Source organism: Streptomyces corynorhini (assembly GCF_003346515.1).
Taxonomy (GTDB): Bacteria; Actinomycetota; Actinomycetes; order Streptomycetales; family Streptomycetaceae; genus Streptomyces; species Streptomyces corynorhini.
The window spans coordinates 1-22,669 of sequence record NZ_QQNA01000082.1 but is presented as its reverse complement, the minus strand read 5'-3'; the positions used below and the strand labels follow the sequence as shown (position 1 = coordinate 22,669).

Here is a 22,669-nt window from a genome sequence, read left to right as displayed (position 1 = left end):
CGCGCGGCTGAGCTGAGCCGCCCCGGGAGGCAGGGCCGCCCGGGGCGGCAAGCGTCGCGCACCGTAGTCGCTCCGTACCGAAAAGCATGGTTACGCCGCACCGATCCCCAGTCGTGACTGAATCTCCCCCAGGATGTGACCTATGCCCGGGGGAGATTCGTTTGCCCAGGTCAGAACCGCGCGCGAAGCAAACATAAGGCCCAAAGACCTGTCCATTTGGTGACGTAATGCACTGACGACGGGCACGGGCCCACGACAAGCTGAGGTAGGAAGTCGGGGGTATCGATCGGAATCGGGAGTAGTCAGTGAGCGCCATGTCTCTTGCCCTGCTGCTGACCACGGCCACCGCCACGGCCGTGGGTGTCGCTGCCCTGCACGCCGCTCATGTGCTGCGCCGACAGGTCAGCGCCCTGCGCCGCGAACTGGCGGCGGACCGACCGGGCGGCTTCTCGGCGTCCGTACCGCAGGCCAGAAGCGCGATGCACCCCACCCAGACGCAGGCCATCAGGACCGCCGTGGCCGAGGCGCTGGCCGAGGAGCGGGAACGCGAGCTGGCCGAGGCGCGCGCCTTCTGGGCCGCGCAGGAGGCCAGGGACGCGGCCGACGCCCCGTCGATGCTGGGCGGCCTGGCCGGGCTGGGCACCGAGGAGGCGCCCTTCTACGTGCCGCGCCAGGCGGACTTCGCCGGTCTGGAGGCCATGCGCCTCGACGGCGCCGACGTGACCGGCGAGACCGACGCGCTGGAATCCCTCGAAGCGCTCGACGACTTCACCGACTTCACCGATTTCGCGGACTACCCGGAGCTGACCGAGGTCAGCGAGGTGAGCGGGGCGGTCGAGGCGGCGGAGTTCGCCGAGGACTCCCCCGAGCTGGCCGCCGCCCGTCGCCGGCACCCCTCGCACCCGGACTTCGTCCCGGTCAGGACGCCCGTCGTCACCGACCACGAGCGGACCGTCGCGCGGCTGGAGGAGCTGGCCGAGACCCGGACGGCGCTCGCGGACGTACGGCCGGGACCGCTGGGCACCCTCGACGTCTACGTCTTCGCGGACGGCACGACGCTCTGTATGACGCCGGGTCACCGCGAGACCGCCGAGCGGCTCGCCGACGCGCTGCGGGCCGGTGAGACCCCGTTCCTGCTGGGCGGGTCCGGTGTCTCCGGCGCCTACGCGCTGACCTTCGCCTGCGGCGACGACGCCACCGGCGGCGGCGGCGAGAGCGCGGACGGCGCCGAGCACGTCTACATCCTCGCGGACCGCGTCATAGCCTCTCTGTAGCCGTCGGCCGCGCCGCGGCTCACAGCCCGGCGGCGGCGACCGTCCGCCCGACCAGCCTCACGGCCTCGTCCAGTTCGGCTTCGGACGGGGCCGTTCGCCATGCCTCGACCAGGTCGGCCGCCGCGACGGTGAGCTGGTCCGCGACCGCGAAGACACCCGCGTCCGGCATGATCCGCGGCTGTCCCCCGGCCTCTTCGAGCCGCTGCGCCCGTACGGACAGCTCTCTGGCCAGCTCCAGCGCGGCAGCGGCGGCGCCGCGCTGGAGGCGGCTCTGCGGGGCGCCGCGCAGCCGGTCGGCGAATCGGTCCGTGGCGGCCGTCAGCGGCGTCGTATCGAGCACGTGGCCGACCCTACGCGCCCGCCCCGCCGCCCGCGACGGCCGGCAGGTCCTGCCGAGGGCCGGACGCGCGGGCAACCGGCCCGGCCGAAGGAGACCGGCCGACGAAGAAGGGGTCCGCGGGCAACAGCCCGCGGACCCCTTCGGCGTTCGCGTCAGTGACGCGCCGTCCTTCGCACCGCCAGAACCTAGTCGTTGCCCGACAGGATCGAGAACAGCCGCAGCATCTCCATGTAGATCCACACCAGGGTCACGGTGAGACCGAAGGCCGCGAGCCAGGACTCCTCGCGCGGCGCGCCGTAGGCGACGCCGTCCTCGACCTGCTTGAAGTCGAGCGCCAGGAAGCAGGCGCCCAGGATGATCCCGATGACGCCGAAGAGGATGCCGAGACCGCCGCTGCGGAAGCCGAGGCCGTCACCGCCGCCGAAGACGCTGAAGAGCATGTTGGCGACCATCAGGAGCATGAAGCCCATGGCGGCGGCCATCACGAAGCCCTGGAAGCGCTGCGTGACGCGGATCCAGCGCATCTTGTACGCGAAGAGGACACCGGCGAAGACCGCCATGGTGCCCATGACCGCCTGGATGACCACGCCGGGCGCGACGTAGGTGCTCACCACGTTGCTGATGACGCCGAGGAAGACACCCTCGAAGGCGGCGTACGACAGGATCAGCGCCGGGGCCGGCTTGCGCTTGAACGCCTGGATCATCGACAGGACGAACGCCACGAGCACCGCGCCGATCGCGATGCCGTACGACTTGCCGAGGTTGGCCTGGTCCACCGGCAGGAGGACCCAGGACAGGACGGCGGTCAGGACGACCGTGCCGAGCGTCATCGCGGTGCGGGTCACGACGTCGTCGATCGTCATGACGCCGGGGCCCGCGGGCGCCTGCGGACCGGCACCGAACTGGGTGCCCTGCTGCGGCGCGTACGGGTTGGTCGCGTAGGGGTTGGTTCCAACGGCGGCGCCCCCGGCCTGCGGCGCCGCGTTGAAGCCCGCGTGGCCGTTGTCGCGGCTGAAGCCCCGTCGCGAGAAGACCGGGTTACTGCTCCTCATCTCACTCCTCCATGGCCACCCAGCGCGGCCTTGCGTCAAGAGTAATGGGAGAGCAAAGCGTACGCCCTAGTGCTCGGGGAGGATCTTTCGTCAATCGTGACATCGCGCGCGGCCTCCCGCGTCGCGCGGGAGTGCTTCATGTCACATCCTCGAAACCGGCCTTCGCACCGGGGGAGACGCCGATGCCGGCCGGTGATGTGCCCGGAGCCGGACTTGAACCGGCACGCCCCCGAGGGGCAGCGAGGTTTAAGCTCGCCGTGTCTGCATTCCACCATCCGGGCACGGCGCGCGACGCCGCGTTGGCACAGGAGCCTATCGGGACACACCACTCGAACAGCCGAGTGACTACCCGATGTTGTCTTATTTTATTGACGTCTGAGGGTGCGTCAGGACACGTACCGGCCCATCCGCACATGCCGGGCGCGGATGGGCATCTCGTAACGAGGCTCCCAGGAATGACGAAAAGTCGCCGCCCGGTCACGCAATCGGCATGGGATCGCGGCCGTCTCAGGGGTCATGTCATACCCGAGGAGGAGAGATCGGCCCGGCGGTCAGACCCAAGAGGGCCCCGGGAACGGGCACGGGGAGGGACGACCCGGCGGCGTGCGGACGGAACGATGAGGTCGTCCCCGAAGCGAGCCCGTCCGACAGGAGATCCCCCCGTGACGACCACCCCGATCGCCCACCGCGCCACCGCGGTCGCCGCCCACGCTCACGAGCTGTCGAAGGTCTACGGCGTGGGTGAGACCCAGGTGGTCGCACTCGACAAGGTGACCGTGGACTTCCGGCAGGGCGAGTTCACCGCGATCATGGGCCCGTCCGGGTCGGGCAAGTCGACCCTCATGCACTGCGTGGCCGGTCTCGACAGCTTCAGCTCGGGTTCCGTACGGATAGGCGAGACCGAGCTGTCGACGCTGAAGGACAAGCACCTCACGCAGTTGCGCCGGGACAAGATCGGCTTCATCTTCCAGGCGTTCAACCTGCTGCCGACCCTGACGGCGCTGGAGAACATCACCCTCCCGATGGACATCGCGGGCCGCAAGCCGGACAAGCAGTGGCTGGACCAGGTGATCAGCATGATCGGCCTGGCGGACCGGCTCGGCCACCGGCCCACCCAGCTCTCCGGCGGCCAGCAGCAGCGCGTCGCGGTGGCGCGCGCGCTCGCCTCCCAGCCCGAGATCATCTTCGGTGACGAGCCCACCGGGAACCTCGACTCGCGCTCCGGCGCGGAGGTGCTGGGCTTCCTGCGGAACTCTGTTCGAGAGCTGGGGCAGACCGTCGTCATGGTGACGCACGACGCCGTGGCCGCCTCGTACGCGAACCGGGTGATCTTCCTCGCCGACGGCCGGATCGTCGACGAGATCCTCAACCCCACCGCCGACGCCGTGTTCGACCGGATGAAGGCGTTCGACGCCAAGGGCCGCACCAGCTGACGCACCGCCGGTTCCGACGCTCCGTCAACCCGGGTGGTGGCATCTCCGCTCCCCGGCCCTGCCCACCTGTCCCGGTCCCCCACCTCACCAGGAATCCCACCATGTTCCGTACCGCCCTGCGCAATGTGCTCTCGCACAAGGCCAGGCTGCTGATGACCGTGCTCGCCGTCATGCTCGGCGTCGCCTTCGTCTCCGGCACCCTGATATTCACCGACACCCTGGGCAACGCCTTCCACAACCAGAGCGCCAAGAGCTACAAGGACGTCGCCGTCGGCGCCCGTGTCTGGGACACCCGCGACGACGAGAGCGACTCGGAGTCGGACGCGGACAAGGGGACCCCCGGCGTCGACCAGAAGACCGTCGACCGGATCGGGGAGCTGACCGGCGTCGCCTCCGTCACCAGCCGGGTCAGCGGCTTCGCCGGGGTCGGCGACCCCGACGGCAAGCTGATCGGCAACGGCTGGTCCAACACGGGTGGCAACTTCACGCCCGGCAAGGACGGCAAGGACCCGGCCTACGACTTCACCGAGGGCGCGGGCCCGACCGAGGCCGGTCAGGTCGCCCTCGACAAGGACACCGCCGCCCGGGGCAAGTACAAGGTCGGCGAGACGGTACGCGTGGCCACCAACGGGCCGGTGAAGGAGTACACCCTCAGCGGGATCTTCACCACCGAGGACGGCGCGGTCAACGCGGGCGGCAGCCTGGTGCTGTTCGACACGGACGTCGCCCAGAAGCTCTACCTGGAGCCCGGCTACTTCAGCGAGCTGTCCGTCACCGCCGAGGCGGGCGCCTCGCACGACGAGATCCGCGCCCAGGTGGTGAAGCTCCTCCCCGAGGACTCCGACGTGGCGACGGGCGAGCAGCTCGCCGAGGACCAGGCCAGGGACATCGAGAACGGCCTGTCCAGCCTCAACCAGATGCTGCTGGCCTTCGCGGGCATCGCGCTGTTCGTCGGGGTCTTCCTGATCTCCAACACCTTCACCATGCTGGTCGCCCAGCGCACCAAGGAACTGGCGCTGCTGCGCGCCGTCGGCGCCTCCCGCCGCCAGATCAAGCGCTCGGTGCTGATCGAGGCCGGAGTGGTCGGCGTGGTCGCCTCCGTGGTCGGCTTCCTCATCGGTCTCGGGCTGGCGATCGGGCTGCGGTCCGCGATGGGGCTGCTGGACGCCAAGGTCCCCGCGGGCCCGCTGGTCGTCTCGCCCACGGCGGTCGTCGCGGCGTTCGCCGTCGGTGTGCTGATCACCGTCCTGGCCGCCTGGCTGCCCGCCCGCAAGGCCGCGAAGATCCCGCCGGTGGCGGCGATGGGCAGCGCGCACCTGCCGTCCACCACCAGGTCGCTGATCGTCCGCAACTCCATCGGCGGCCTGCTGGCCCTGATCGGCTCGGCGGTGATCGTGCTCGGCGCGGCGGCCGACAAGGACGGCGGGTACATCATCGGCGGCGGCGCGTTCCTGACGATGATCGCCGTCATCGTGCTGATCCCGCTGCTGTCGCGCCCCGTCATCGCGCTCGTACGGCCGCTGCTCAGCTCGGTCTTCGGGGTCTCCGGCAAGCTGGCCAGCCTGAACGCCGCGCGCAATCCGCGGCGCACCGGAGCCACCGCCTCCGCGCTGGCCATCGGGCTCACCCTGGTCACCACGCTCACGGTCGTCGGCATCACGGTCGGCACCGCCATCGACAAGTCGACGTCGGACAACATCAGGGCCGACTACCAGGTGTCGATGGCGGGCTTCGACTCCATCGACCCGTCGGCGGTGGACGCGCTGCGGAAGGCGCCCGGCGTGTCCGCGCTCTCGCCGCGGCAGATGGCCTCGTTCGAGACCGGCGACGACTACCGGAACGCCACCGCGCTCGCCCCCGCCGAGCTGGAGAAGCTCTTCAACATCACGACCGTCTCGGGCTCCCTCTCCTCGATGACGAAGGACGCGAACACGATCGCGATCAGCGAGGAGATCGCCAAGTCGGAGGGGTGGAAGCCCGGCGACACGGTCCCCGCGAAGTTCGGCGACGGCAAGAAGGAGGAGCTGAAGGTCGGCGCCGTCATCCAGAAGGTCGACTTCCTGGGCGAACTGCTCACCTCCACCGAGCTGGCCGACCGGCACCAGGCCAAGCCGTACATCACCGAGATCTGGGTGAAGATGGCCGGCGGCGAGAGCACGGCGAACGAACAGGCTCTCGTGGACGCGCTGGGCAAGAACCCGGCGATCAGCATCAAGGACATGGAAGGCATCAAGAACGAGTTCAGCGGCATCATCAACACGATGCTGAACATCCTGTACGCCCTGCTGGGGATGGCCCTGATCATCGCGGTCCTGGGCGTCGTCAACACGCTGGCGATGTCCGTCTTCGAACGGCAGCAGGAGATCGGCATGCTGCGCGCGATCGGCCTCGACCGCACCAAGGTCAAGCGGATGATCCGGCTGGAGGCCGTGGTGATCTCGGTCTTCGGCGCGCTGATCGGGGTGGGGCTCGGCACCTTCCTGGGCTGGGCGATCGGCGAGACCATCAAGGGCAGCATCCCGAACTACGCGCTGGTCATCCCGTGGGACCGGATCGCGGTCTTCATGGCGCTGGCCGCGGTGGTGGGCATGCTCGCCGCGCTCTGGCCGGCCCGCAGCGCGGCGCGGCTGAACATGCTGACGGCCATCAAGACCGAATAAGAGGCCGCGCGGATAGGTGGGGTGGAGGAAGGAGCGGGGTGAGGGGCAAGCATGGCAAGGCGGAGGAGGGAGGCGACGCGGAGGGGGCACCTCCCACGCCCTTAAGGCAGTGGGGGAGTCGTGGACCGACGACAACGCCGCCAGGCGCCGCCCATCGCCCCGCGACGCCGCCCCACCTATCCGCGCGGCCTCTAAGCACCGGCGGACGACGTACGGGCCGGGCCCGGGGAGAGCCGCTCCCCGGGCCCGGCCCCTTTTCCGTCAGCGCCCACGGGCCGTCAGGCGGCGCCCCACTGCCGTGCCCGCAGGGGCAGCCCCGACGCGCCGCTCTCGGGGGTCTTCACGGCGAGGATCTGGTTCACACCGATCCGGTTGCGCTCGAAGGAGAGCGCGGAGGCCGCCATGTAGAGCCGCCAGACGCGGGCGCGCCCGGCGGAGGTGGCCCGTACGGCCTCGGTCCAGTGCTCCTCCAGGTTCCGTACCCAGCGGCGCAGGGTCAGGGCGTAGTGCTCCCTGATCGACTCGACGTCCCGCGCCTCGAAGCCCGCTTCCTCCAGGGTGGCGAGGGTGCGGCCGAGCGGCGCCAGCTCGCCGTCGGGGAAGACGTACGCGTCGATGAACGCGTCGACGTGGTACGCGCCCTCGTCCCTCTCCGGCCGCCGGGCGATCTGGTGGTTGAGCAGCCGGCCGCCCGGTTTCAGGAGGCTGTAGAGGTCGTCGGCGTACTCGCGGTACCGCACGGAGCCGACGTGCTCGGCCATACCGATGGACGAGATCGCGTCGTACGGACCGTCCCTGACGTCCCGGTAGTCCTGGACGCGGATCTCGATCCGGTCGGTGAGCCCCTCCTCCGCGATGCGTTTGCGGGCGAAGGCGGCCTGCTCGCGGGAGAGGGTGACGCCGGTGACCCGGGCGCCGTACTCGCGGGCGGCGTGCATGGCCATGGAACCCCATCCGCAGCCCACGTCCAGGAGCCGGTCGCCCTCCTGGAGAGCGAGCTTGCGGCAGATCAGATCGAGCTTGTCGCGCTGTGCGTCTTCGAGTCCGTGCCCCGTGCCGGAGGTGTCCCTGGCGGCGTCCGCGTCCCAGTAGGCGCACGAATAGACCATGGACGGGCCGAGGACCAGCTCGTAGAAGTCGTTGCCCACGTCGTAGTGGTGGCTGATGGCCGCCTTGTCGCGGCGCTTGGTGTGCAGGGCGCCGGTGCGGCGGCGGATCTCCTCCGCGGGCGGGGCGGGCGGCGGCAGGGCCCCCACGATCCGGACCAGTCCCTTGGCGGCAGCGCGCATCCGGGGGTCGAGTACGGGGTGGACCGTGTCCTTCGCCTCGGCGCCGCGCTCCCAGATGAGTCCGGCGAGGTGTTCGAGTGCGGCGTACAGATCGCCCTCGACGTCGATCTCGCCGGCCACCCAGGCCCGCGCGAGACCCAGTTCGCCGGGCTTCCACAGGAGTCGGCGCAGGGCGCGGCGGTTACGGATGATCAGGGTCGGGGCGTCCGGGGGGCCTGATTCACTGCCGTCCCAGGCGCGGATACGGATCGGGAGCGGCGCCCCCAGCAACTCTTCGGCGAGAGTGGTGAGCCGCAGCGCGGCGTCGGCCATGGCGTTGTACCTCCGTGGTGGTCGGATCCCGACGTGCTCAACACCACGTAAACACCGGAGGCGGGCCGATGCAGTCCCGACGGCGCGCAATGGACAGGCAAAATACCTGTGCCTACCACGTACTTTCGTACGGTACGGGTGGCTACGCGCGGCGTGCCGCCGGTCCGCGCGGGGCGCGCGGCGCGGCGTGCCGCCGGTCCGCGCGGGGCGCGCGAAAGGGCCGCCCGCACCACGGATGGCGGGCGGCCCTTTCGGAGCCGCGGGTACTGCGGGTACCGCGGAGTGTCTGGCGGGCGCTCAGCCGGCCTTGGCCTTCTCCGGCTCCGCGGAGGCGGCGGCCGGGGCCGGCTTCGCGGCCTCGTAGAACTCCTCGCGCGGCGTCTCCATGGCGCCGAGCGAGACGACCTCGCGCTTGAGGAACATGGCGAGCGTCCAGTCGGCGAAGACCCGGATCTTGCGGTTCCAGGTCGGCATGGCCATGCCGTGGTAGCCGCGGTGCATGTACCAGGCGAGCCGGCCCTTGACCTTGATCTTCATCTTGCCCATGACGATCATGGCGACGCCCTTGTGGACGCCGAGACCGGCGACCGCGCCCTTGTTGGCGTGGCTGTACTCGGCCTGCGGGAAGCCGCGCATCCCGGAGATCACGTTGTCGCCGAGGACCTTCGCCTGCCGCAGCGCGTGCTGGGCGTTGGGCGGGCACCAGGCGTTCGGGTTGCCGGCCTTGCGGCCGACGACGTCCGGGACCTGGGCGTTGTCGCCCGCGGCCCAGACGTAGTCGGTGCCCTGCACCTGGAGCTTCTCGTTGGTGTCGACGTGACCGCGCGGGCCCAGCGGGAGGCCGTAGCGGGCGAGCGCCGGGTTGGGCTTGACGCCGGCGGTCCACACGATGGTGTGGGAGTCGACCTCCAGACCGTTGTTGAGGACCACGTGGCCGTCCACGCAGGAGTCCATGCCGGTCTTGAGGTAGATCTCGATGCCGCGGCTCTCGAGGTGCTCCTTGCCCCAGGCGCCCAGCTTCGGGCCCACCTCGGGAAGGATCTTGTCGGCGACGTCGACGAGCACGAAGCGCATGTCCTCGCGCTTCACGTTCGTGTAGTACTTGGCGGCGTCCCGCGCCAGGTCCTCGACCTCACCGATGGTCTCCGCACCGGCGAAGCCACCACCCACGAAGACGAAGGTCAGCGCCTTGCGGCGGACTTCCTCGTCGGTCGTGGAGTCGGCCTTGTCCAGCTGCTCCAGTACGTGGTTGCGCAGCCCGATGGCCTCCTCGATGCCCTTCATGCCGATGCCCTGCTCGGCGAGGCCGGGGATCGGGAAGGTGCGGGAGACCGCGCCGAGCGCGACGACCAGGTAGTCGAAGGGCAGCTCGTAGGTCTCGCCGACGAGCGGCGCGACCGTGGCGACCTTGCGGTCCTGGTCGATGGTCGTGACCCGGCCGGTGAGCACCTCGGCCTTGGGCAGCACGCGTCGCAGCGGTACGACGACATGCCGAGGCGAGATGCTGCCGGCGGCGGCTTCGGGGAGGAAGGGCTGGTACGTCATGTACGAGCGGGGGTCGACGACCGTGACGGTCGCCTCCCCGTAGCGCATCTTCTTCAGAATGCGACGAGCTGCGTACAGGCCTACGTACCCACCGCCTACAACGAGGATCCTGGGACGCTCCGTGGTGCTCATGCCATCGAGTATCCACCTCGCCCCGGGGGGGTGCTCGTGAGCCCCTTCACAAGGACTGGACGCCCCCGTGCTACACTCCGCGGCCCACGTGATCCAGATCGCAGTGCGGCAGGGGAACCGGACCGGGTGTCCGGACGTTGTGCACCCCTCGTGAGCTGCCCCTACGCGTCTCGCGCGGGAGGCGGCCGACCACCTTGTTCATCTCGGCGCAACACGCCCGGAACCACCCGGTATAAGGGCGCTGTGCGCTTGCGGCCCTGACAGAAGGCCCCGAACGGCGGCAGGAATACCCGGGAGTGCCGAATTCCTTGTGAAGAACTTCACGAACTTTTCCCCGGCGACCTCGGGGAGTCCCGTGAACCGGCCCCCGGAGGGCCCTGACTCCGGACCCTTCCGCAGCACATTCCAGACATGTCCACCGCGGCCGGGAGTCCTCCGAACCGTCGGAGAACTCCCGTCAGGCCGGACAACGCGGCGAGGCGCGGTGCCAGGGCTCGCGAGCCCGGCATGATCCAAACGAGAGGCCCTACGTCCCCTCGGCCGCCGACCAGGCGATCCCGTCCAGGATGTCGTGCTCGCTGACGACGACCTCCGCGGCCCCCGTGCGCTCCATGATGGCGAGCAGGATGAGGGAGCCCGCGCCGATGACGTCCACGCGGCCCGGGTGCACGACCGGGATCGCGGCGCGTTCCTTGTGGGTGGCGCCCAGCAGGCGGTCGGTGACCGCCTTGACCTGGTCGTAGGGGATCCGCGAGCGGTGGATCGCGGTGGAGTCGTACGTCGGCAGGCCGAGCGCGATCGCGGCGACCGTGGTGACGGACCCGGCCAGGCCCACCAGCGTGCGGGCCTCGCGCAGCGGGACGGTCTCCTCCGCGAGGTCGAGGGCGGCCTCGATGTCGGCCCGTATGGCGGCGATCCGCTCCGGGGTGGGCGGGTCGCAGGCCACCCCGTCCCGGACGAGATGGCGCTCGGTCAGCCGTACGCAGCCGATGTCCACCGAGCGCGCCGCGCGCACCCGGTCGTCGCCGACGACGAACTCCGTGGAGCCGCCGCCGATGTCCACGACCAGCCGGCTGTCGCCTCCCGGCAGCTCCCTGGTGGCGCCGGTGAAGGAGAAGGCGGCCTCCTGGTCACCGGTGATCACCTCGGGCTCGACGCCCAGGATCTCCACGACGCCGCGCACGAAGTCGTCGCGGTTCGCCGCGTCGCGCGTGGCGGAGGTGGCGACGAAGCGGATCCGTCGCGCGCCGTGCTCCTCGATGACGGCGGCGTACTCCCGGCAGGCGGCGAAGGCGCGCTCCAGCGCCTCCGGGGCGAACCGCCCCGTCCTGTCCACGCCCTGGCCGAGCCGGACGATCGTCATCCGCCGGTCCAGGTCGGTCAGTTCGCCCGGCGTTCCCGCGCCGGAGGCGCCGTCGGACGCCGTCACGTCGGCGACCAGGAGACGGATCGAGTTCGTGCCACAGTCGACGGCGGCGACCCTCGTCATGCCGTACCCCTCTCGGTCTGCGGGCCGGTCACGGCCGCGCACGGGCTCACGCACGGGCCCTTCGCCCACCACTCGGGCAGCAGCGCGAGCGTCTCGTCGCCCAACGGGTTCACCCCGGGGCCCGCCGCCAGCGAGTGGCCGACCAGGACGTGCAGGCACTTCACCCGGTCCGGCATGCCGCCCGCGCTCGGGAAGCCCGCCAGCACCTCGATGGCGTCGCGCCGGGCGAGATAGTCCTCGTGCGCGGCGCGGTAGGCGGCGGCCAGTTCGGGATCGGTGGCCAGCCGCTCGGTCATCTCCCGCATGACGCCGTTGGCCTCCAGCGTGCCGATCGCCGAGGCCGCGCGCGGGCAGGTGAGGTAGTACGTGGTCGGGAAGGGGGTGCCGTCGGGGAGCCGGGGGGCGGTCTCCACGACATCCGGCTGTCCGCACGGGCAGCGGTGCGCGATGGCGCGCAGTCCGCGCGGGGGGCGGCCGAGCTGTTCCTTGAACGCCGCGACGTCCGCGTCGGTGGGCTCGGTGCGTTCGGTCTGCGGAGGGGGCGTGTCCATGCCTGCCTTGTTCTGAAAGTTCTGCGGTCGTGGTGTACGTACGGAGCCCGGCGGCCCCGGGGCTACCTGTCCGGTCGGTCCGCGTTGTCCACGCCGTCCATGACGTTCGAGTACCAGGGCCGGTCGGCCGCCTCCTGGTCCTCGCGCCGCTCCTTCGCGGTCTCCGGGTCGATCACGGTGTAACCCGTCTCACCCGGCATCAGATAGTGGAGATGCTCGCGGGCCAGCCGCCGGATGTACGCGTCGTCCTTGAGCCGCGCCTTCTCGTCGCGCAACTCCTCGACCCGGAGCTTCGCCTCCCGGGCCAGCCGTTCCTGGTCGGCGATCTCGTTGCGCTGCGACACGTACTGCCGCATCGGATACGCGAGCGCCACCACGAGCGTGCAGACCACGAGGGCGAGGAAGGCCGCGCGCCCGGTGAGCCGGGAGCGGCGGTCCTGCCTGCGGTTCTGCGAGCGGTAGACACGGGCGGCGGTCTGCTCGCCGAGCAGCCGCAGCCTGGTAGCGGTGGAGAACCGGTCCCGGTTCCCGGCCATCGCTCGCCTCCCCTGTCACGTGCGTACGTCCCCGGACACGGTACGGGACCGCGGCCGGGGACGCAGGGACGACGGGCGGTGGGCCGCCGCCCTCTCGTACGGGTCGCTCCGCGCACCTCTTGGTAGTTCGCGGAGCGCGTCCTCTTGATCAGTAGTTCGCGGAGCGCGTCCTCTTGATCGGTCGTTCACGGAACGTGTCCGCCTGGTCGTTCGCGGAGCGCGTCCTCTTAATCGTTCGCAGAGCGCATCCTCTTAATCGTTCGCGGAGCGAAACCTCGGGAACGCGCTGCGGCCCGCGTACACCGCCGCGTCGTCGAGGATCTCCTCGATGCGCAGCAGCTGGTTGTACTTGGCGACGCGGTCCGAGCGGGCCGGGGCGCCGGTCTTGATCTGGCCGCAGTTCACGGCGACGGCGAGGTCGGCGATGGTGACGTCCTCGGTCTCGCCCGAGCGGTGGGACATCATGCACTTGAAGCCGTTGCGCTGGGCCAGCTCGACGGCGTCCAGGGTCTCGGTCAGCGAACCGATCTGGTTGACCTTGACGAGCAGGGCGTTGGCGGAGCCCTCCTCGATGCCGCGCGCGAGGCGCTCCGGGTTGGTGACGAAGAGGTCGTCGCCGACGATCTGGACCTTGGAGCCCAGCTTGTCGGTGATGACCTTCCAGCCGGCCCAGTCGTCCTCGAAGAGCGGGTCCTCGATGGAGACGAGCGGGTAGGCGTCGACCAGCTCCTCGTAGTACTCGGTCATCTCGGCGGCCGAGCGCGACTTGCCCTCGAACTCGTAGACGCCGTCCTTGTAGAACTCGGACGCGGCGACGTCGAGCGCGAGCGCGATGTCGCGGCCGGGGACGTAACCGGCCTCCTTGACCGCTTCGAGGATGAGGTCGAGCGCGGCGCGGTTGGACTCCAGGTTCGGCGCGAAGCCGCCCTCGTCGCCGAGGCCGGTGGACAGGCCCTTCTGCTTCAGGACCTTCTTGAGGGTGTGGTAGACCTCGGCACCCCAGCGCAGCGCCTCGGAGAAGGACTCCGCGCCGATCGGGGCGATCATGAATTCCTGGATGTCCACGTTGGAGTCGGCGTGCGAGCCGCCGTTCAGGATGTTCATCATCGGAACGGGCAGCAGGTGCGCGTTCGGGCCGCCGAGGTAGCGGAAGAGCGGGAGGTCCGAGGCTTCCGAGGCGGCGTGCGCGACGGCGAGCGAGACACCGAGGATGGCGTTCGCGCCGAGCGAGCCCTTGTTCTCGGTGGCGTCCAGGTCGATCATCGCCTGGTCGATGAGGCGCTGCTCGGTGGCGTCGTACCCGACCAGCTCGGGGCCGAGCTGCTCGATGACGGCGAGGACGGCCTTCTCGACACCCTTGCCCAGGTAGCGGCTGGCGTCTCCGTCGCGGAGTTCGACGGCCTCGAACGCACCGGTGGAGGCACCGGAGGGGACAGCAGCACGACCGGTGCTGCCGTCGTCGAGGCCGACCTCGACCTCGACCGTGGGGTTGCCTCGGGAGTCGAGGATTTCCCGGGCTACGACGACGTCGATGGACGGCACGAGCATCTCCTTCTGGGATGTGACGCGTGGGCGCAAGGTCTCAGTGGCCTTGCGCCATGAGCCTAACCGGCCCGGGATGATCGGTCGGCCCGAGGCTGCCCCCTATCACCCTGTACCGACCGGTAACACCGGAAGGCCGGGTCGCGACGGCGCAGACCCCGGCCCGGCGCGTACGGGGGTGAACGCGCCGGGCCGGGGAGAACGGGGGTGGTGCGCCCGAGCCGCGCGGGGCGGCCCGGGAGAGGGTCAGCTCAGGTGGAGCCGCTGGCCCGGGTAGATGACGTCGGCGTCGTCGACGATGTCCTTGTTGAGGTCGAAGACCTTCTTCCAGCCACCCTTGACCTGGTGGGCCGTGGCGATCTTGGAGAGGGTGTCGCCGGACTTGACCTGGTACTCGCCGTCACCCTTCTTGATCGTGGCGGGCCGGCTCTGGCCGCGTGAGGCGGGCTGGGCCTCGGCGCGGCTCGACCGCGGCTGCGCCTGCTGCTTCGGGGCGGCCTGCTGCTTGGGGGCCGACTGCTGCTTGGGGGCGGACTGCTGCTTCGGGGCAGCCTGCTGCTTGGGGGCGGACTGCGTACCGGAGCCGCCGCTGTACGAGGCGCCCGAGAGGTTCACGCCGCAGCTCGGCCAGGCACCCTTGCCCTGGCCGGCCAGGACCTTCTCGGCGACGGCTATCTGGGCGGACTTGGACGCCAGGTCGGCGCGGGCGGCATAGGCGGTGCCGCCGTACGCGGCCCAGGTGGAGCTGGTGAACTGGAGGCCGCCGTAGAAGCTGTTGCCGGTGTTGATGGACCAGTTGCCGCCGGACTCGCACTGGGCGACCTGGTCCCACTCGGAGGCGGTCGCGGCGGAGGCGGAGGTGGCGCCGATCAGCGGGGCGGCGACGGCGGCACCGGTGATACCGGCGAGCGTGGCGTACCGGACGGCCTTGGACGGACGACGGTGCTTGGCCTTGCTGGAAAACAGCAGCATGGAGCATCTCCTCACCGACGCCTACGAGGTCAGCTGTCGGGTTCGGGCCAAGTGAGTTGCCCGGCCGCGTGCTCTCACACGCGGCTTCACCCCAAGCCGTCCCCGGACCGTCTCTCGACGGCCGGGACCGGCGCGAACCATTGGGTCCCCCGCTCCTGCCTTCGGCGCTTGACGCGACGACTACTCCCCCCGACCGACGGCAGGATTCGGCGTTTCGGTCGACGGGGCCCGCGGTGCGAGCGGTTCAGACCGTAATCACAGGCCCACCGGTTGTTCAAAGAAGGACATCCGGGAGGAATCACCCTTCCACCCCTGGGGGGCCATCACGTTTCCGCAGGTGGGAGCGGATCGGATCAACCGGGGGGCCAAAAGACCCCAGTTGCGGCAAAGAGACCCTTGTCTCATTTGCGCAGAAGCGGACATAAGGCGGCGAACTGCCCCTCGATCGAGGCGTTTTCGGAGCCTCGGCCACGCCTCTGGCCAGGGCGGAACGGGGCGCCGTCGGCGTCAACGGCGCCCCGTTCACCTCAGACCCAGCCCCCGGCGACCTTCTGGGCGCCGATCACGACGGAGAGGGGCTCGCCGCCCACGTCGACGGATTCACCCTGACCGGCCTCCTCACCACCCGTCACATCGGTGAGGCTGCCGCCGGCCCGGCCGGAGCCGCCGCCGCGCGAGGCACGGTCGTTCGGTTCGCGCTCCTTGCCGGAATCGGCCGAGGCGTCGGTCTCGTCGGCGGCGGCGCCCCGGTGCTTGCCCTGGGAGGGCGCGGAGGCGTCGGAGCCCGCGGAGCCGGTGGCTCCGGGCGCCGGGGCGGAGGAGGAGCCCGAGGGCGAGGGCTCGCCCGTCGCGGTGCCGCCGTGGCCGTCGTCCGAGGACGAGGAGCCGGGGGTGGCCGAGGAGCCGTCCGACTGGCCGGTGCCCTTGTCGCCCTGTCCGGAGCCGGTCACGCCGTCGACCACGCCGCCGACGACGCCCGTGATGCCCTTCGCGAGGCCGGAGACCGAGGCGCAGCTCGACCACACCGTGGTGCCCTTCGCGTCGAGCACCTTCTCGGCCACCGCGATCTGTTGCGAACGGCTCGCCAGGTCGGGGCTGGCCGCGTACTCCTCGCCACCGAAGCTGTCCCACAGCTCCTGCGTGAGCTGAAGCCCGCCCAAGAAGCCGTTGCCGAGATCGGCGCTCCAACGGCCGCCGCTCTCGCACTCGGCGACGCGGTCCCACGTGGAGGCGTCCGCCGCGCTGGCGCCGCTGGCGGCGAACAGCGGGATGGCGATCGCCGATCCGGTCACCCCCGCGGCAACGAGAAGGGCAGGGGCCTGGCGAGGCCGACGATGTTTCCCGGATCGCATGCGGTTGCCTTCCGTGTGACTGTCAGTTCGACCCGGCGGGTAAACGCTGAGCCGTCGTGAACGTAGCGGTACTCGAACGCTTGTCACAAGTCGATGCAGCGGAGATCACGCGAAAGTCACAGTCTTGACGAACCGTCAGGGAATTGCGCCGGATTGCCCTTTTCCCGGCCTCCGCGCTATCACTCGGACAATGGCGTGAACTGCACCGGAAGCGTGCGCAATCCACGCATGATGAGCCCGCCCCGCCACCGCAAATCGGCAGGATCTTCCGCAAGCCGCACGTCCGGCAGACGCGTCAGAAGGGTTGCCAGCGCGGTCTGCCCCTCCACTCTCGCGAGCGGCGCGCCGAGGCAGTAATGGATGCCGTGCCCGTAACCGAGGTGCTGATTGTCACGCCGGGCGAGATCCAGCACATCGGGCTCGGCGAAGCGTTCCGGGTCCCGGTCGGCGGCGGCGAGCACCACGAGGACCGCGTCGCCCGCCTCGACGCGCTGTCCGCCCAGGGTGAGCGGCTCGGTGGCGTACCGCCAGGTCGCCAGCTCCACCGGACCGTCGTACCGCAGGAGTTCCTCGACCCCGGTGGCGAGCAGTCCGGTCTCCCCCGCCGCCAGCGAATCCTGGAGCCGGGCCCGCTGTTCCGGATTCCGCATAAGCGTGTACATGCCATTACCGATGAGATTGACCGTCGTCTCAAATCCGGCAAACAGGATGATGAAAGCCATCGCGGCGGCCTCATTCTCCGTGAGGTGTTCGCCGTGGTCGCTCGACCGGATCAGATCGGAGATCAGGTCGTCGCCGGGATTCGCCCTTTTACGGTGGATCAGCTCGGCCAGATAACCGCGCATCCGCTTCACGGAACGCGCGACGCCGCCACGCGGCCCGCCGCCGTGGCGAATCATCATGCCGGCCCAGTCGCGAAAGTCGTCCTGGTCCTCCGCCGGTACCCCGAGGAGATCGCAGATCGCGTAGATGGGGAGCGGAAAGGCGAAATCGTGGATGAGATCCGCCTCGCCGCGTGCCGCGAACCCGTCGATCAGCCGGTCGGTCAGTTCCTGTACGCGCGGGGCGAATACGGCGACCCTGCGGGGCGTGAACGCCTTGGACACCAGTCGGCGCAGCCGGGTGTGGTCGGGCGGGTCGATGTTCAGCAGATGCGTCATCAGCTCCGCCTTGCGCTCGCCCGGGATGCCCGTCTTCCCCTTGGCGTGGTCCGACCCCGCGTGGTGGGCCGAGTCCTTGGAGAGCCGCGCGTCCGCGAGCGCCTGACGCGCGTCCCCGTACCGCGTGACGAGCCATGCCTCGACCCCGCTGGGCAACCGCGTTCTGCGCACCGGCGCGTGCTCGCGCAGCCAGGCGTAGGCCGGGTAGGGATCGGTGGCGAACTCCCAGCTGAAGAGTTCGGGGACAGGGCGGTTCTCATACGTGTCGGGCACCCTCCGACCGTAGCCGCCGGGGCGACGGGGACTACGGCCGGACCGGACGGCCGGACCGGACAGCCGGAGGGACAGCCGGACCGGACGGCCGGACCGGACGGCCGGAGGGGCGGGGCCGACGCGGGGCCGTCCCTGTCGGGTGGTGTGGTCGTACGGCGCCGCGGATATCCGGCGCCGCGGTTATCCGGTGACGCGCTCGCGCAGGGCTTCCAGTTCCCCGTACATCACGTCACCGGGGCAGTCGGTCTCCATCCAGTCGCGGTGGCCGCTGAGGGACCGGACGTCCTTCGTGACGCCGTTGACGGGGTTGACGTAGGTCAGCTCCGCCCGCGGGTCCAGGCCGTGCAGACGCGCCACCGCCGAGACCAGCCGGGTGAGCGCGTCGCGCGCCGCGTCGGTCGGCCCCTGTTCCGTCAGGTCTCCGAGCAGGGCGATACCGAGGTTCCCGGAGTTGAACCCGCCGACGTGGAAGGCGGTCACCAGGTTGCCGTCCGCGTCGTGCGCCGGAAGTCCGGCGTCGCCCGAGTAGCGCCCCTCGTAGACGGTGCCCGCCTCGTCGACGAGGAAGTGGTAGCCGATGTCGCCCCAGTCGTTGTCGATGGCGTGGAACTCGTAGATCGCCCGCACCGTGGCCGCCGGGTCGGGGTCGGCGTTGACGGTGTCCGTGTGGTGGACCGTGACCGTCTGGAAGGGGTAGTAGACCCTCGGGGAGTTCTCCGTACCGTCCGGATTCAACCGCTTGGATTCGTCGGCGCCCCAGGCCGCGCGCGACAGATAGGCGACTCCCCGCACACGGGTGGTGTCCGCCGGGACCGCGATGCCGTGCCGGGGGCCCTTCGCCGTGTCGATGGCGAGCGAGCGCAGACCGGTGGCGCCCTTGGCGGCCTTCAGCCGGTAGCCCGCCGCGCCGCCCGCGGCGACCAGCGCCGCGCCGCCGTTGGCCGGTGAGCAGCCGCCGCCGAGCGGCGTCCACTCGCCCTCGCCGCCGTCGGCCCGCCGGAGCCGGATCTGTGCGCCGTCGGCGGGGCCGTCCCACCGGACCCCGACATGGCCGATGGGGAACGCGGCCTCGACGGGCCGCTCCCCTGTGGCCGCCCGGGAGCGGGTCGCGGGGAAGGTCTCGACGCTCTCGCCGGGACCGGCCGTCACGCCGTTGTCCGCGCCGTCGGCCGTACCGTCCTTCGCGCTGTCGGCCGGGGCGGCCGAGACCATGGGGGTGACGACGGCAGCCGCCGCCACCGCTCCGGCGGCGCCCATCACACCCCGCCGGGAGAACCGGGACCTGACGCGGTGGGAGGAGGGGGACGGCGCGGAAGAAGGGGCTTCGGACGCCTCGGAAGGGGCGGGAGCGGGCTCTTGGGGGAGAGCGGACATAGAAGAGGGGCACCTTTCAAGTTCCTTGCGGCGCACGGGCGTCGGCCCGTGCGAGAACGCTGGAACGCGAAGGGTACAAGACACCCGCGAGGGCCACCGCCCCTCGCCTCTCCTCCGCCTCTCCTCCGCCTCGCCTCCCGTACGGCCGGAGCCGGCCCGCCTACGCGAGACCCTCGGCGGCCCGGATCGCGTCCCTGTACGTACGGGAGGCCGCGCGCAGCGCCGTCTCCGGATCGACGCCCGCTTCTTCGGCGCGCACGGCCAGGGCGAGCAGTTCGTAGCCGATGCCCTCGCCCCCGGGCAGCGCGACCTCCAGCCCGGCGGTGCGGACCCGGCTCGCGAGCTTGGCGGCGAGCGCCAGCCCCGGCTGTCCGACCGGCACGCCGTCGGTGACCGACGCGCGCCGCTTCTCGTCCGCCTTCGTGCGGAGCCAGTGCGCCTTGACGTCCTCGGGGGTCTCGGCCGTCTCGTCGCCGAAGACATGGGGGTGACGGTGGATCAGCTTGTCCACGAGGGTGCCCGCGACATCGTCGACGGAGAACGGCTCGTCCGGATCCTCCTCGGCGATCCTGGCGTGGAAGACGACCTGGAGGAGCACGTCGCCCAACTCCTCGCGCAGCCCGGCGCGCTCCCCGTCCTCGATCGCCTCGACCAGCTCGTACGCCTCCTCGATCGCGTACTTGGCCAGCCCCCGGTGCGTCTGGAGCGACGACCACGGGCACGCGGCCCTGATCCGGTCCATGACCTGGACGAGGTCGAGCAGCCGGGCGCCCGGCAGGTCGTACGAACCGGGGAGCAGCTCCAGGTCGGGCATCCGCACCCGGCCCGACCCGGCGAGCCCGGCGAGGCCGTCGGTGAGCCGCGCGTCGGTCCCCTCGCCCTCGGCGGCGGGCAGGACCACGACCGTACGGCCACCGGCGCAGGCGTCGACCAGCTCCCGCGCGTCCGGGGCGGCGTGCTCCACGGTGACGCCGGCCTCGCGCAGATACGGCAGCTGCGGATGGCCTGCGTCGGCGCACAGCACCCGGTCCGCCTCGTGCAGCGTCCGCCAGGCGGGCCAGGACAGCAGTCCGGGCGCGACCCGGTGGCTGGCGGTCAGCAGGACGATACGGCCGGGGGCCCCGGGAGCTTCATGTGTCACCCCACGAACCTACCGCCGCGCGCACGGCCCCGGTCGCCGGGGCCGGAGCGTGACCGGGCCGGAGCGACGCCGGGGCCGGAGCGACGCCGGGGCCGGAGCGACGCCGGGGCCGGAGCGGTCAGCGCCTCACGCGCCCGTCGGCTGCTCCTCCGTCGCCTCACGCGTGATCTGGGTGATCCAGGACTGCTTGGCCTCCGTCAGCCTGACCTCCCTCTCGTCCCAGCTGCCGTAGCGCGGATTGACGTCGACCCCGAGCTTCTTCGACGTCGCGGTCAGATCGGCGAGCGCGGTCTGCACGCCCTGCGGCGTCGACGTGTCCGCGCCCAGCGCCTTCGCGAGCTTGTCGAACAGCACCTCGCGGCGGATCGCGGTGTCGATCTGGTCCGAGGTGAGCGCGCGCTGCTGGAGCTGCGTCTCGACGAACTGCCGCTCCCCGCCCGATCCCGCGACGGCCTGCTCCCGGATGGCCTGGACCTCCTTGCGGCTGACCTTCACCCCGGCGTCGTCGGCGGACCGCTGGAGGATCCGGTCGAAGATCATGTTGTTCAGCTTGGCCTGGCCGAGCTGTCCGGTGTTCTTGATGAGCTGGTCGGCGTCGGGCGTGGACCGCTGCGCCGACCGTACGTCCTGGACCTCGGCCTGGAGCGCGGAGACCTCGATCCGCTGCCCGCCCACGACCGCCGCCGCTCCGGGGTGCGAGTCGCCGCCGCAGGCGGTGAGCAGCGGGGCCGCGGCGAGAAGCGCGACGGACAAGGAGAGCGCGGTACGACGACGGCGGTGCAAAGGGGGCCTCCCGGCGTGATTGTGCGGCGATGCACAAGACCTTGCGGTGATCGATGTTAGGCAGTCGGCGTGGCCTGGGCCACTGGTTGGACAACGATTCACCGAGAGATTGGGGTGCGCGTACGGCCCCGGGCCGTTCCGGTGGCCCGGCCCGCGGCCCGCGCGGTGGCCCGTTCACCCGCAAGTCATCTGCCTGGCAGCCCTGTTCACCCGCCGGACGACGCCCCGTTCACCGAGCGCCGCCTAGTGTCCTCCCGCATGACGCACGCGACACTGGCCCGGGTCCAGGACCCGGATCCGGGCCCCGGGCCGAAGGGCCGCCGGGATCCGGCGGCGCCGCCGGCCGCCCCCGCCCCCGCCCCGAAGCCCGACCGTATGCGCGCCCTGGACGGGCTGCGCATCCTGGCGGCGCTCATGGTCTGCCTCTACCACTACGCGGGCAGAGGCGGGCAGATCACCGATGTCTGGGGCCAGTCGCCCAAGGAGCTGTTCCCCGGGCTGTCGACGCTCGCCGTGTACGGCTGCCTGGGCGTGCAGGTCTTCTTCGTCATCAGCGGCTTCGTGATCTGCATGAGCAGCTGGGGGCGGTCGCTCGGGGACTTCTTCCGCTCGCGCGTCTCGCGGCTCTATCCCGCGTACTGGGCGGCCATCGTCCTCGTCACCGCCGCCTGTGTCGTACTGCCCTCGGTCAGTGAGCCGCTGCGGCTGGACGAGATCCTGGTGAACATGACGATGCTCCAGCAGCCGGTGGGAGTGCGCCGGGTGCTCGGGGTGTGCTGGACCCTGTGGGTCGAGGCGCGCTTCTATCTGCTGTTCGCGCTGTTCGTGGTCTGGAAGGGCGTCACCTACCGCCGGGTGGTGATCTTCTGCTGTCTGTGGACGGTGGCGGCCGCGCTGTCCGGCGTCGCCGCCGTCCCGCTCGTGGAGGAGATCGTGATGCGGGAGTACGCGCCGTTCTTCATCGGCGGGCTCGCGCTCTATCTGATCCACCGCTACGGCGGCGATCTGCTGCTCTGGTCCATCGTCGCCACCAGCTGGCTGCTCGGCCAGCACTTCGCGACCGTCTCGCTGTGGAGCCCGGGGGCCACCCAGGTCTTCCAGCCCCGCTCCCCGTACGTGATCCTGCTCATCGTCACCTTCGCCTTCGCGGCGGTCGCGGCCGTCGCGCTGGGCTGGCTGCGCTGGGCGAACTGGCGCTGGCTGACCTTCGCCGGGGCGCTCACGTACCCCTTCTACCTGGTCCACGAGCATCTGGGCTGGTTCGCGATCAGCGTCCTGCACCGGCACTTCGGCGTACCGGCGGGGGTGACGCTCGGGGCGACGATCGTGGGCATGCTCGTCCTCGCCTGGCTGATCCACCGGCTGGTGGAGAAGCCGGTCGGACCACGGCTGCGGCGGGCGATGAAGCTACAGGCTGCTCGGATGCACCCGGCGTAGCTCCTGGCCCGAGCCGGGGTCC

Annotated in this window: 18 protein-coding genes, 1 tRNA gene and 1 riboswitch; of the genes, 4 read left to right on the top strand and 15 right to left on the bottom strand. The window is 70.9% G+C overall.

The window, feature by feature from the left end:
• Positions 1-314 precede the first annotated feature (314 nt).
• A complete protein-coding gene (locus DVH02_RS12040) occupies positions 315-1,274 on the top strand; it encodes a hypothetical protein (protein WP_199566249.1) in 960 nt (319 codons plus the stop codon).
• A 19-nt stretch (positions 1,275-1,293) separates the two neighbouring features.
• Here the strand turns inward: DVH02_RS12040 and DVH02_RS12035 are convergent, their stop codons facing one another.
• From DVH02_RS12035 to DVH02_RS12025, 3 genes are all read right to left on the bottom strand, one after another.
• Positions 1,294-1,614 carry a hypothetical protein gene (locus DVH02_RS12035; protein ID WP_114623779.1) on the bottom strand — a complete coding sequence of 107 codons (321 nt, stop codon included), beginning with the start codon at positions 1,612-1,614 and terminating at the stop codon, positions 1,294-1,296.
• Between the two features lie 185 nt (positions 1,615-1,799).
• Entirely contained in the window at positions 1,800-2,666 is an 867-nt protein-coding gene (locus tag DVH02_RS12030; RefSeq protein WP_114623778.1) for a Bax inhibitor-1/YccA family protein, read from the bottom strand.
• Between the two features lie 198 nt (positions 2,667-2,864).
• Positions 2,865-2,947, bottom strand: a tRNA-Leu gene (locus DVH02_RS12025).
• Between the two features lie 381 nt (positions 2,948-3,328).
• Here DVH02_RS12025 and DVH02_RS12020 point away from each other — a divergent pair.
• A complete protein-coding gene (locus DVH02_RS12020) occupies positions 3,329-4,099 on the top strand; it encodes an ABC transporter ATP-binding protein (protein WP_114623777.1) in 771 nt (256 codons plus the stop codon).
• Positions 4,100-4,200: 101 nt separating this feature from the next.
• Positions 4,201-6,759: an ABC transporter permease gene (locus DVH02_RS12015; protein ID WP_114623776.1), complete on the top strand. Its 2,559-nt coding sequence runs from the start codon at positions 4,201-4,203 to the stop codon at positions 6,757-6,759.
• A 278-nt stretch (positions 6,760-7,037) separates the two neighbouring features.
• On the opposite strand, the gene DVH02_RS12010 is transcribed toward DVH02_RS12015, so the two are convergent.
• The 12 genes from DVH02_RS12010 to DVH02_RS11955 form a co-directional block, all read right to left on the bottom strand.
• Entirely contained in the window at positions 7,038-8,360 is a 1,323-nt protein-coding gene (locus tag DVH02_RS12010; protein WP_114623775.1) for an SAM-dependent methyltransferase, read from the bottom strand.
• Positions 8,361-8,657: 297 nt separating this feature from the next.
• Positions 8,658-10,037 (bottom strand): NAD(P)/FAD-dependent oxidoreductase, encoded by a 1,380-nt coding sequence (locus DVH02_RS12005; RefSeq protein WP_114623774.1) that lies wholly within the window; start codon positions 10,035-10,037, stop codon positions 8,658-8,660.
• Positions 10,038-10,563: 526 nt separating this feature from the next.
• The gene (locus DVH02_RS12000) at positions 10,564-11,526 is read right to left on the bottom strand and encodes a Ppx/GppA phosphatase family protein (RefSeq protein WP_114623773.1); all 963 of its coding nucleotides are present in this window, start codon (positions 11,524-11,526) and stop codon (positions 10,564-10,566) included.
• The gene (locus tag DVH02_RS11995; RefSeq protein WP_114623772.1) at positions 11,523-12,077 is read right to left on the bottom strand and encodes a DUF501 domain-containing protein; all 555 of its coding nucleotides are present in this window, start codon (positions 12,075-12,077) and stop codon (positions 11,523-11,525) included. The genes DVH02_RS12000 and DVH02_RS11995 overlap by 4 nt, the downstream gene beginning before the upstream one ends.
• A 62-nt stretch (positions 12,078-12,139) precedes the next feature.
• The gene (locus DVH02_RS11990; protein WP_114623771.1) at positions 12,140-12,613 is read right to left on the bottom strand and encodes an FtsB family cell division protein; all 474 of its coding nucleotides are present in this window, start codon (positions 12,611-12,613) and stop codon (positions 12,140-12,142) included.
• A 252-nt stretch (positions 12,614-12,865) separates the two neighbouring features.
• Complete coding sequence (gene eno, locus DVH02_RS11985) at positions 12,866-14,161, bottom strand: phosphopyruvate hydratase (protein ID WP_114623770.1); 1,296 nt, start codon at positions 14,159-14,161, stop codon at positions 12,866-12,868.
• A gap of 240 nt (positions 14,162-14,401) precedes the next feature.
• The gene (locus tag DVH02_RS11980) at positions 14,402-15,124 is read right to left on the bottom strand and encodes a transglycosylase family protein (protein ID WP_114623793.1); all 723 of its coding nucleotides are present in this window, start codon (positions 15,122-15,124) and stop codon (positions 14,402-14,404) included.
• A gap of 6 nt (positions 15,125-15,130) precedes the next feature.
• Positions 15,131-15,304, bottom strand: a riboswitch (cyclic di-AMP (ydaO/yuaA leader).
• A gap of 350 nt (positions 15,305-15,654) precedes the next feature.
• Positions 15,655-16,419, bottom strand: a complete 765-nt coding sequence (locus DVH02_RS11975) for a transglycosylase family protein (protein WP_233518175.1) — start codon at positions 16,417-16,419, stop codon at positions 15,655-15,657.
• 239 nt (positions 16,420-16,658) lie between these two features.
• Complete coding sequence (locus DVH02_RS11970) at positions 16,659-17,912, bottom strand: cytochrome P450 family protein (protein ID WP_114623768.1); 1,254 nt, start codon at positions 17,910-17,912, stop codon at positions 16,659-16,661.
• A 180-nt stretch (positions 17,913-18,092) separates the two neighbouring features.
• Complete coding sequence (locus tag DVH02_RS11965) at positions 18,093-19,169, bottom strand: peptidoglycan recognition protein family protein (protein ID WP_233518174.1); 1,077 nt, start codon at positions 19,167-19,169, stop codon at positions 18,093-18,095.
• Positions 19,170-19,446: 277 nt separating this feature from the next.
• A complete protein-coding gene (locus DVH02_RS11960; protein ID WP_114623766.1) occupies positions 19,447-20,427 on the bottom strand; it encodes a nucleoside triphosphate pyrophosphohydrolase in 981 nt (326 codons plus the stop codon).
• A 126-nt stretch (positions 20,428-20,553) separates the two neighbouring features.
• Positions 20,554-21,210, bottom strand: coding sequence for a SurA N-terminal domain-containing protein (locus DVH02_RS11955; RefSeq protein ID WP_114623765.1), 657 nt, complete (start codon positions 21,208-21,210; stop codon positions 20,554-20,556).
• A 258-nt stretch (positions 21,211-21,468) separates the two neighbouring features.
• Here DVH02_RS11955 and DVH02_RS11950 point away from each other — a divergent pair, with 258 nt between their 5' ends.
• Positions 21,469-22,647 (top strand): acyltransferase family protein, encoded by a 1,179-nt coding sequence (locus DVH02_RS11950; RefSeq protein ID WP_233518173.1) that lies wholly within the window; start codon positions 21,469-21,471, stop codon positions 22,645-22,647.
• Positions 22,648-22,669: the final 22 nt, after the last annotated feature.

Coding starts and splice junctions, on each gene's coding strand:
- DVH02_RS12040 (WP_199566249.1), top strand. CDS start 315: ATGTCTCTTGCCCTGCTGCTGACCACGGCCACCGCCACGGCCGTGGGT.
- DVH02_RS12030 (WP_114623778.1), bottom strand. CDS start 2,666: ATGAGGAGCAGTAACCCGGTCTTCTCGCGACGGGGCTTCAGCCGCGAC.
- DVH02_RS12015 (WP_114623776.1), top strand. CDS start 4,201: ATGTTCCGTACCGCCCTGCGCAATGTGCTCTCGCACAAGGCCAGGCTG.
- DVH02_RS12010 (WP_114623775.1), bottom strand. CDS start 8,360: ATGGCCGACGCCGCGCTGCGGCTCACCACTCTCGCCGAAGAGTTGCTG.
- DVH02_RS12005 (WP_114623774.1), bottom strand. CDS start 10,037: ATGAGCACCACGGAGCGTCCCAGGATCCTCGTTGTAGGCGGTGGGTAC.
- DVH02_RS12000 (WP_114623773.1), bottom strand. CDS start 11,526: ATGACGAGGGTCGCCGCCGTCGACTGTGGCACGAACTCGATCCGTCTC.
- DVH02_RS11995 (WP_114623772.1), bottom strand. CDS start 12,077: ATGGACACGCCCCCTCCGCAGACCGAACGCACCGAGCCCACCGACGCG.
- DVH02_RS11990 (WP_114623771.1), bottom strand. CDS start 12,613: ATGGCCGGGAACCGGGACCGGTTCTCCACCGCTACCAGGCTGCGGCTG.
- eno (WP_114623770.1), bottom strand. CDS start 14,161: ATGCTCGTGCCGTCCATCGACGTCGTCGTAGCCCGGGAAATCCTCGAC.
- DVH02_RS11965 (WP_233518174.1), bottom strand. CDS start 19,169: ATGGGCGCCGCCGGAGCGGTGGCGGCGGCTGCCGTCGTCACCCCCATG.
- DVH02_RS11950 (WP_233518173.1), top strand. CDS start 21,469: ATGACGCACGCGACACTGGCCCGGGTCCAGGACCCGGATCCGGGCCCC.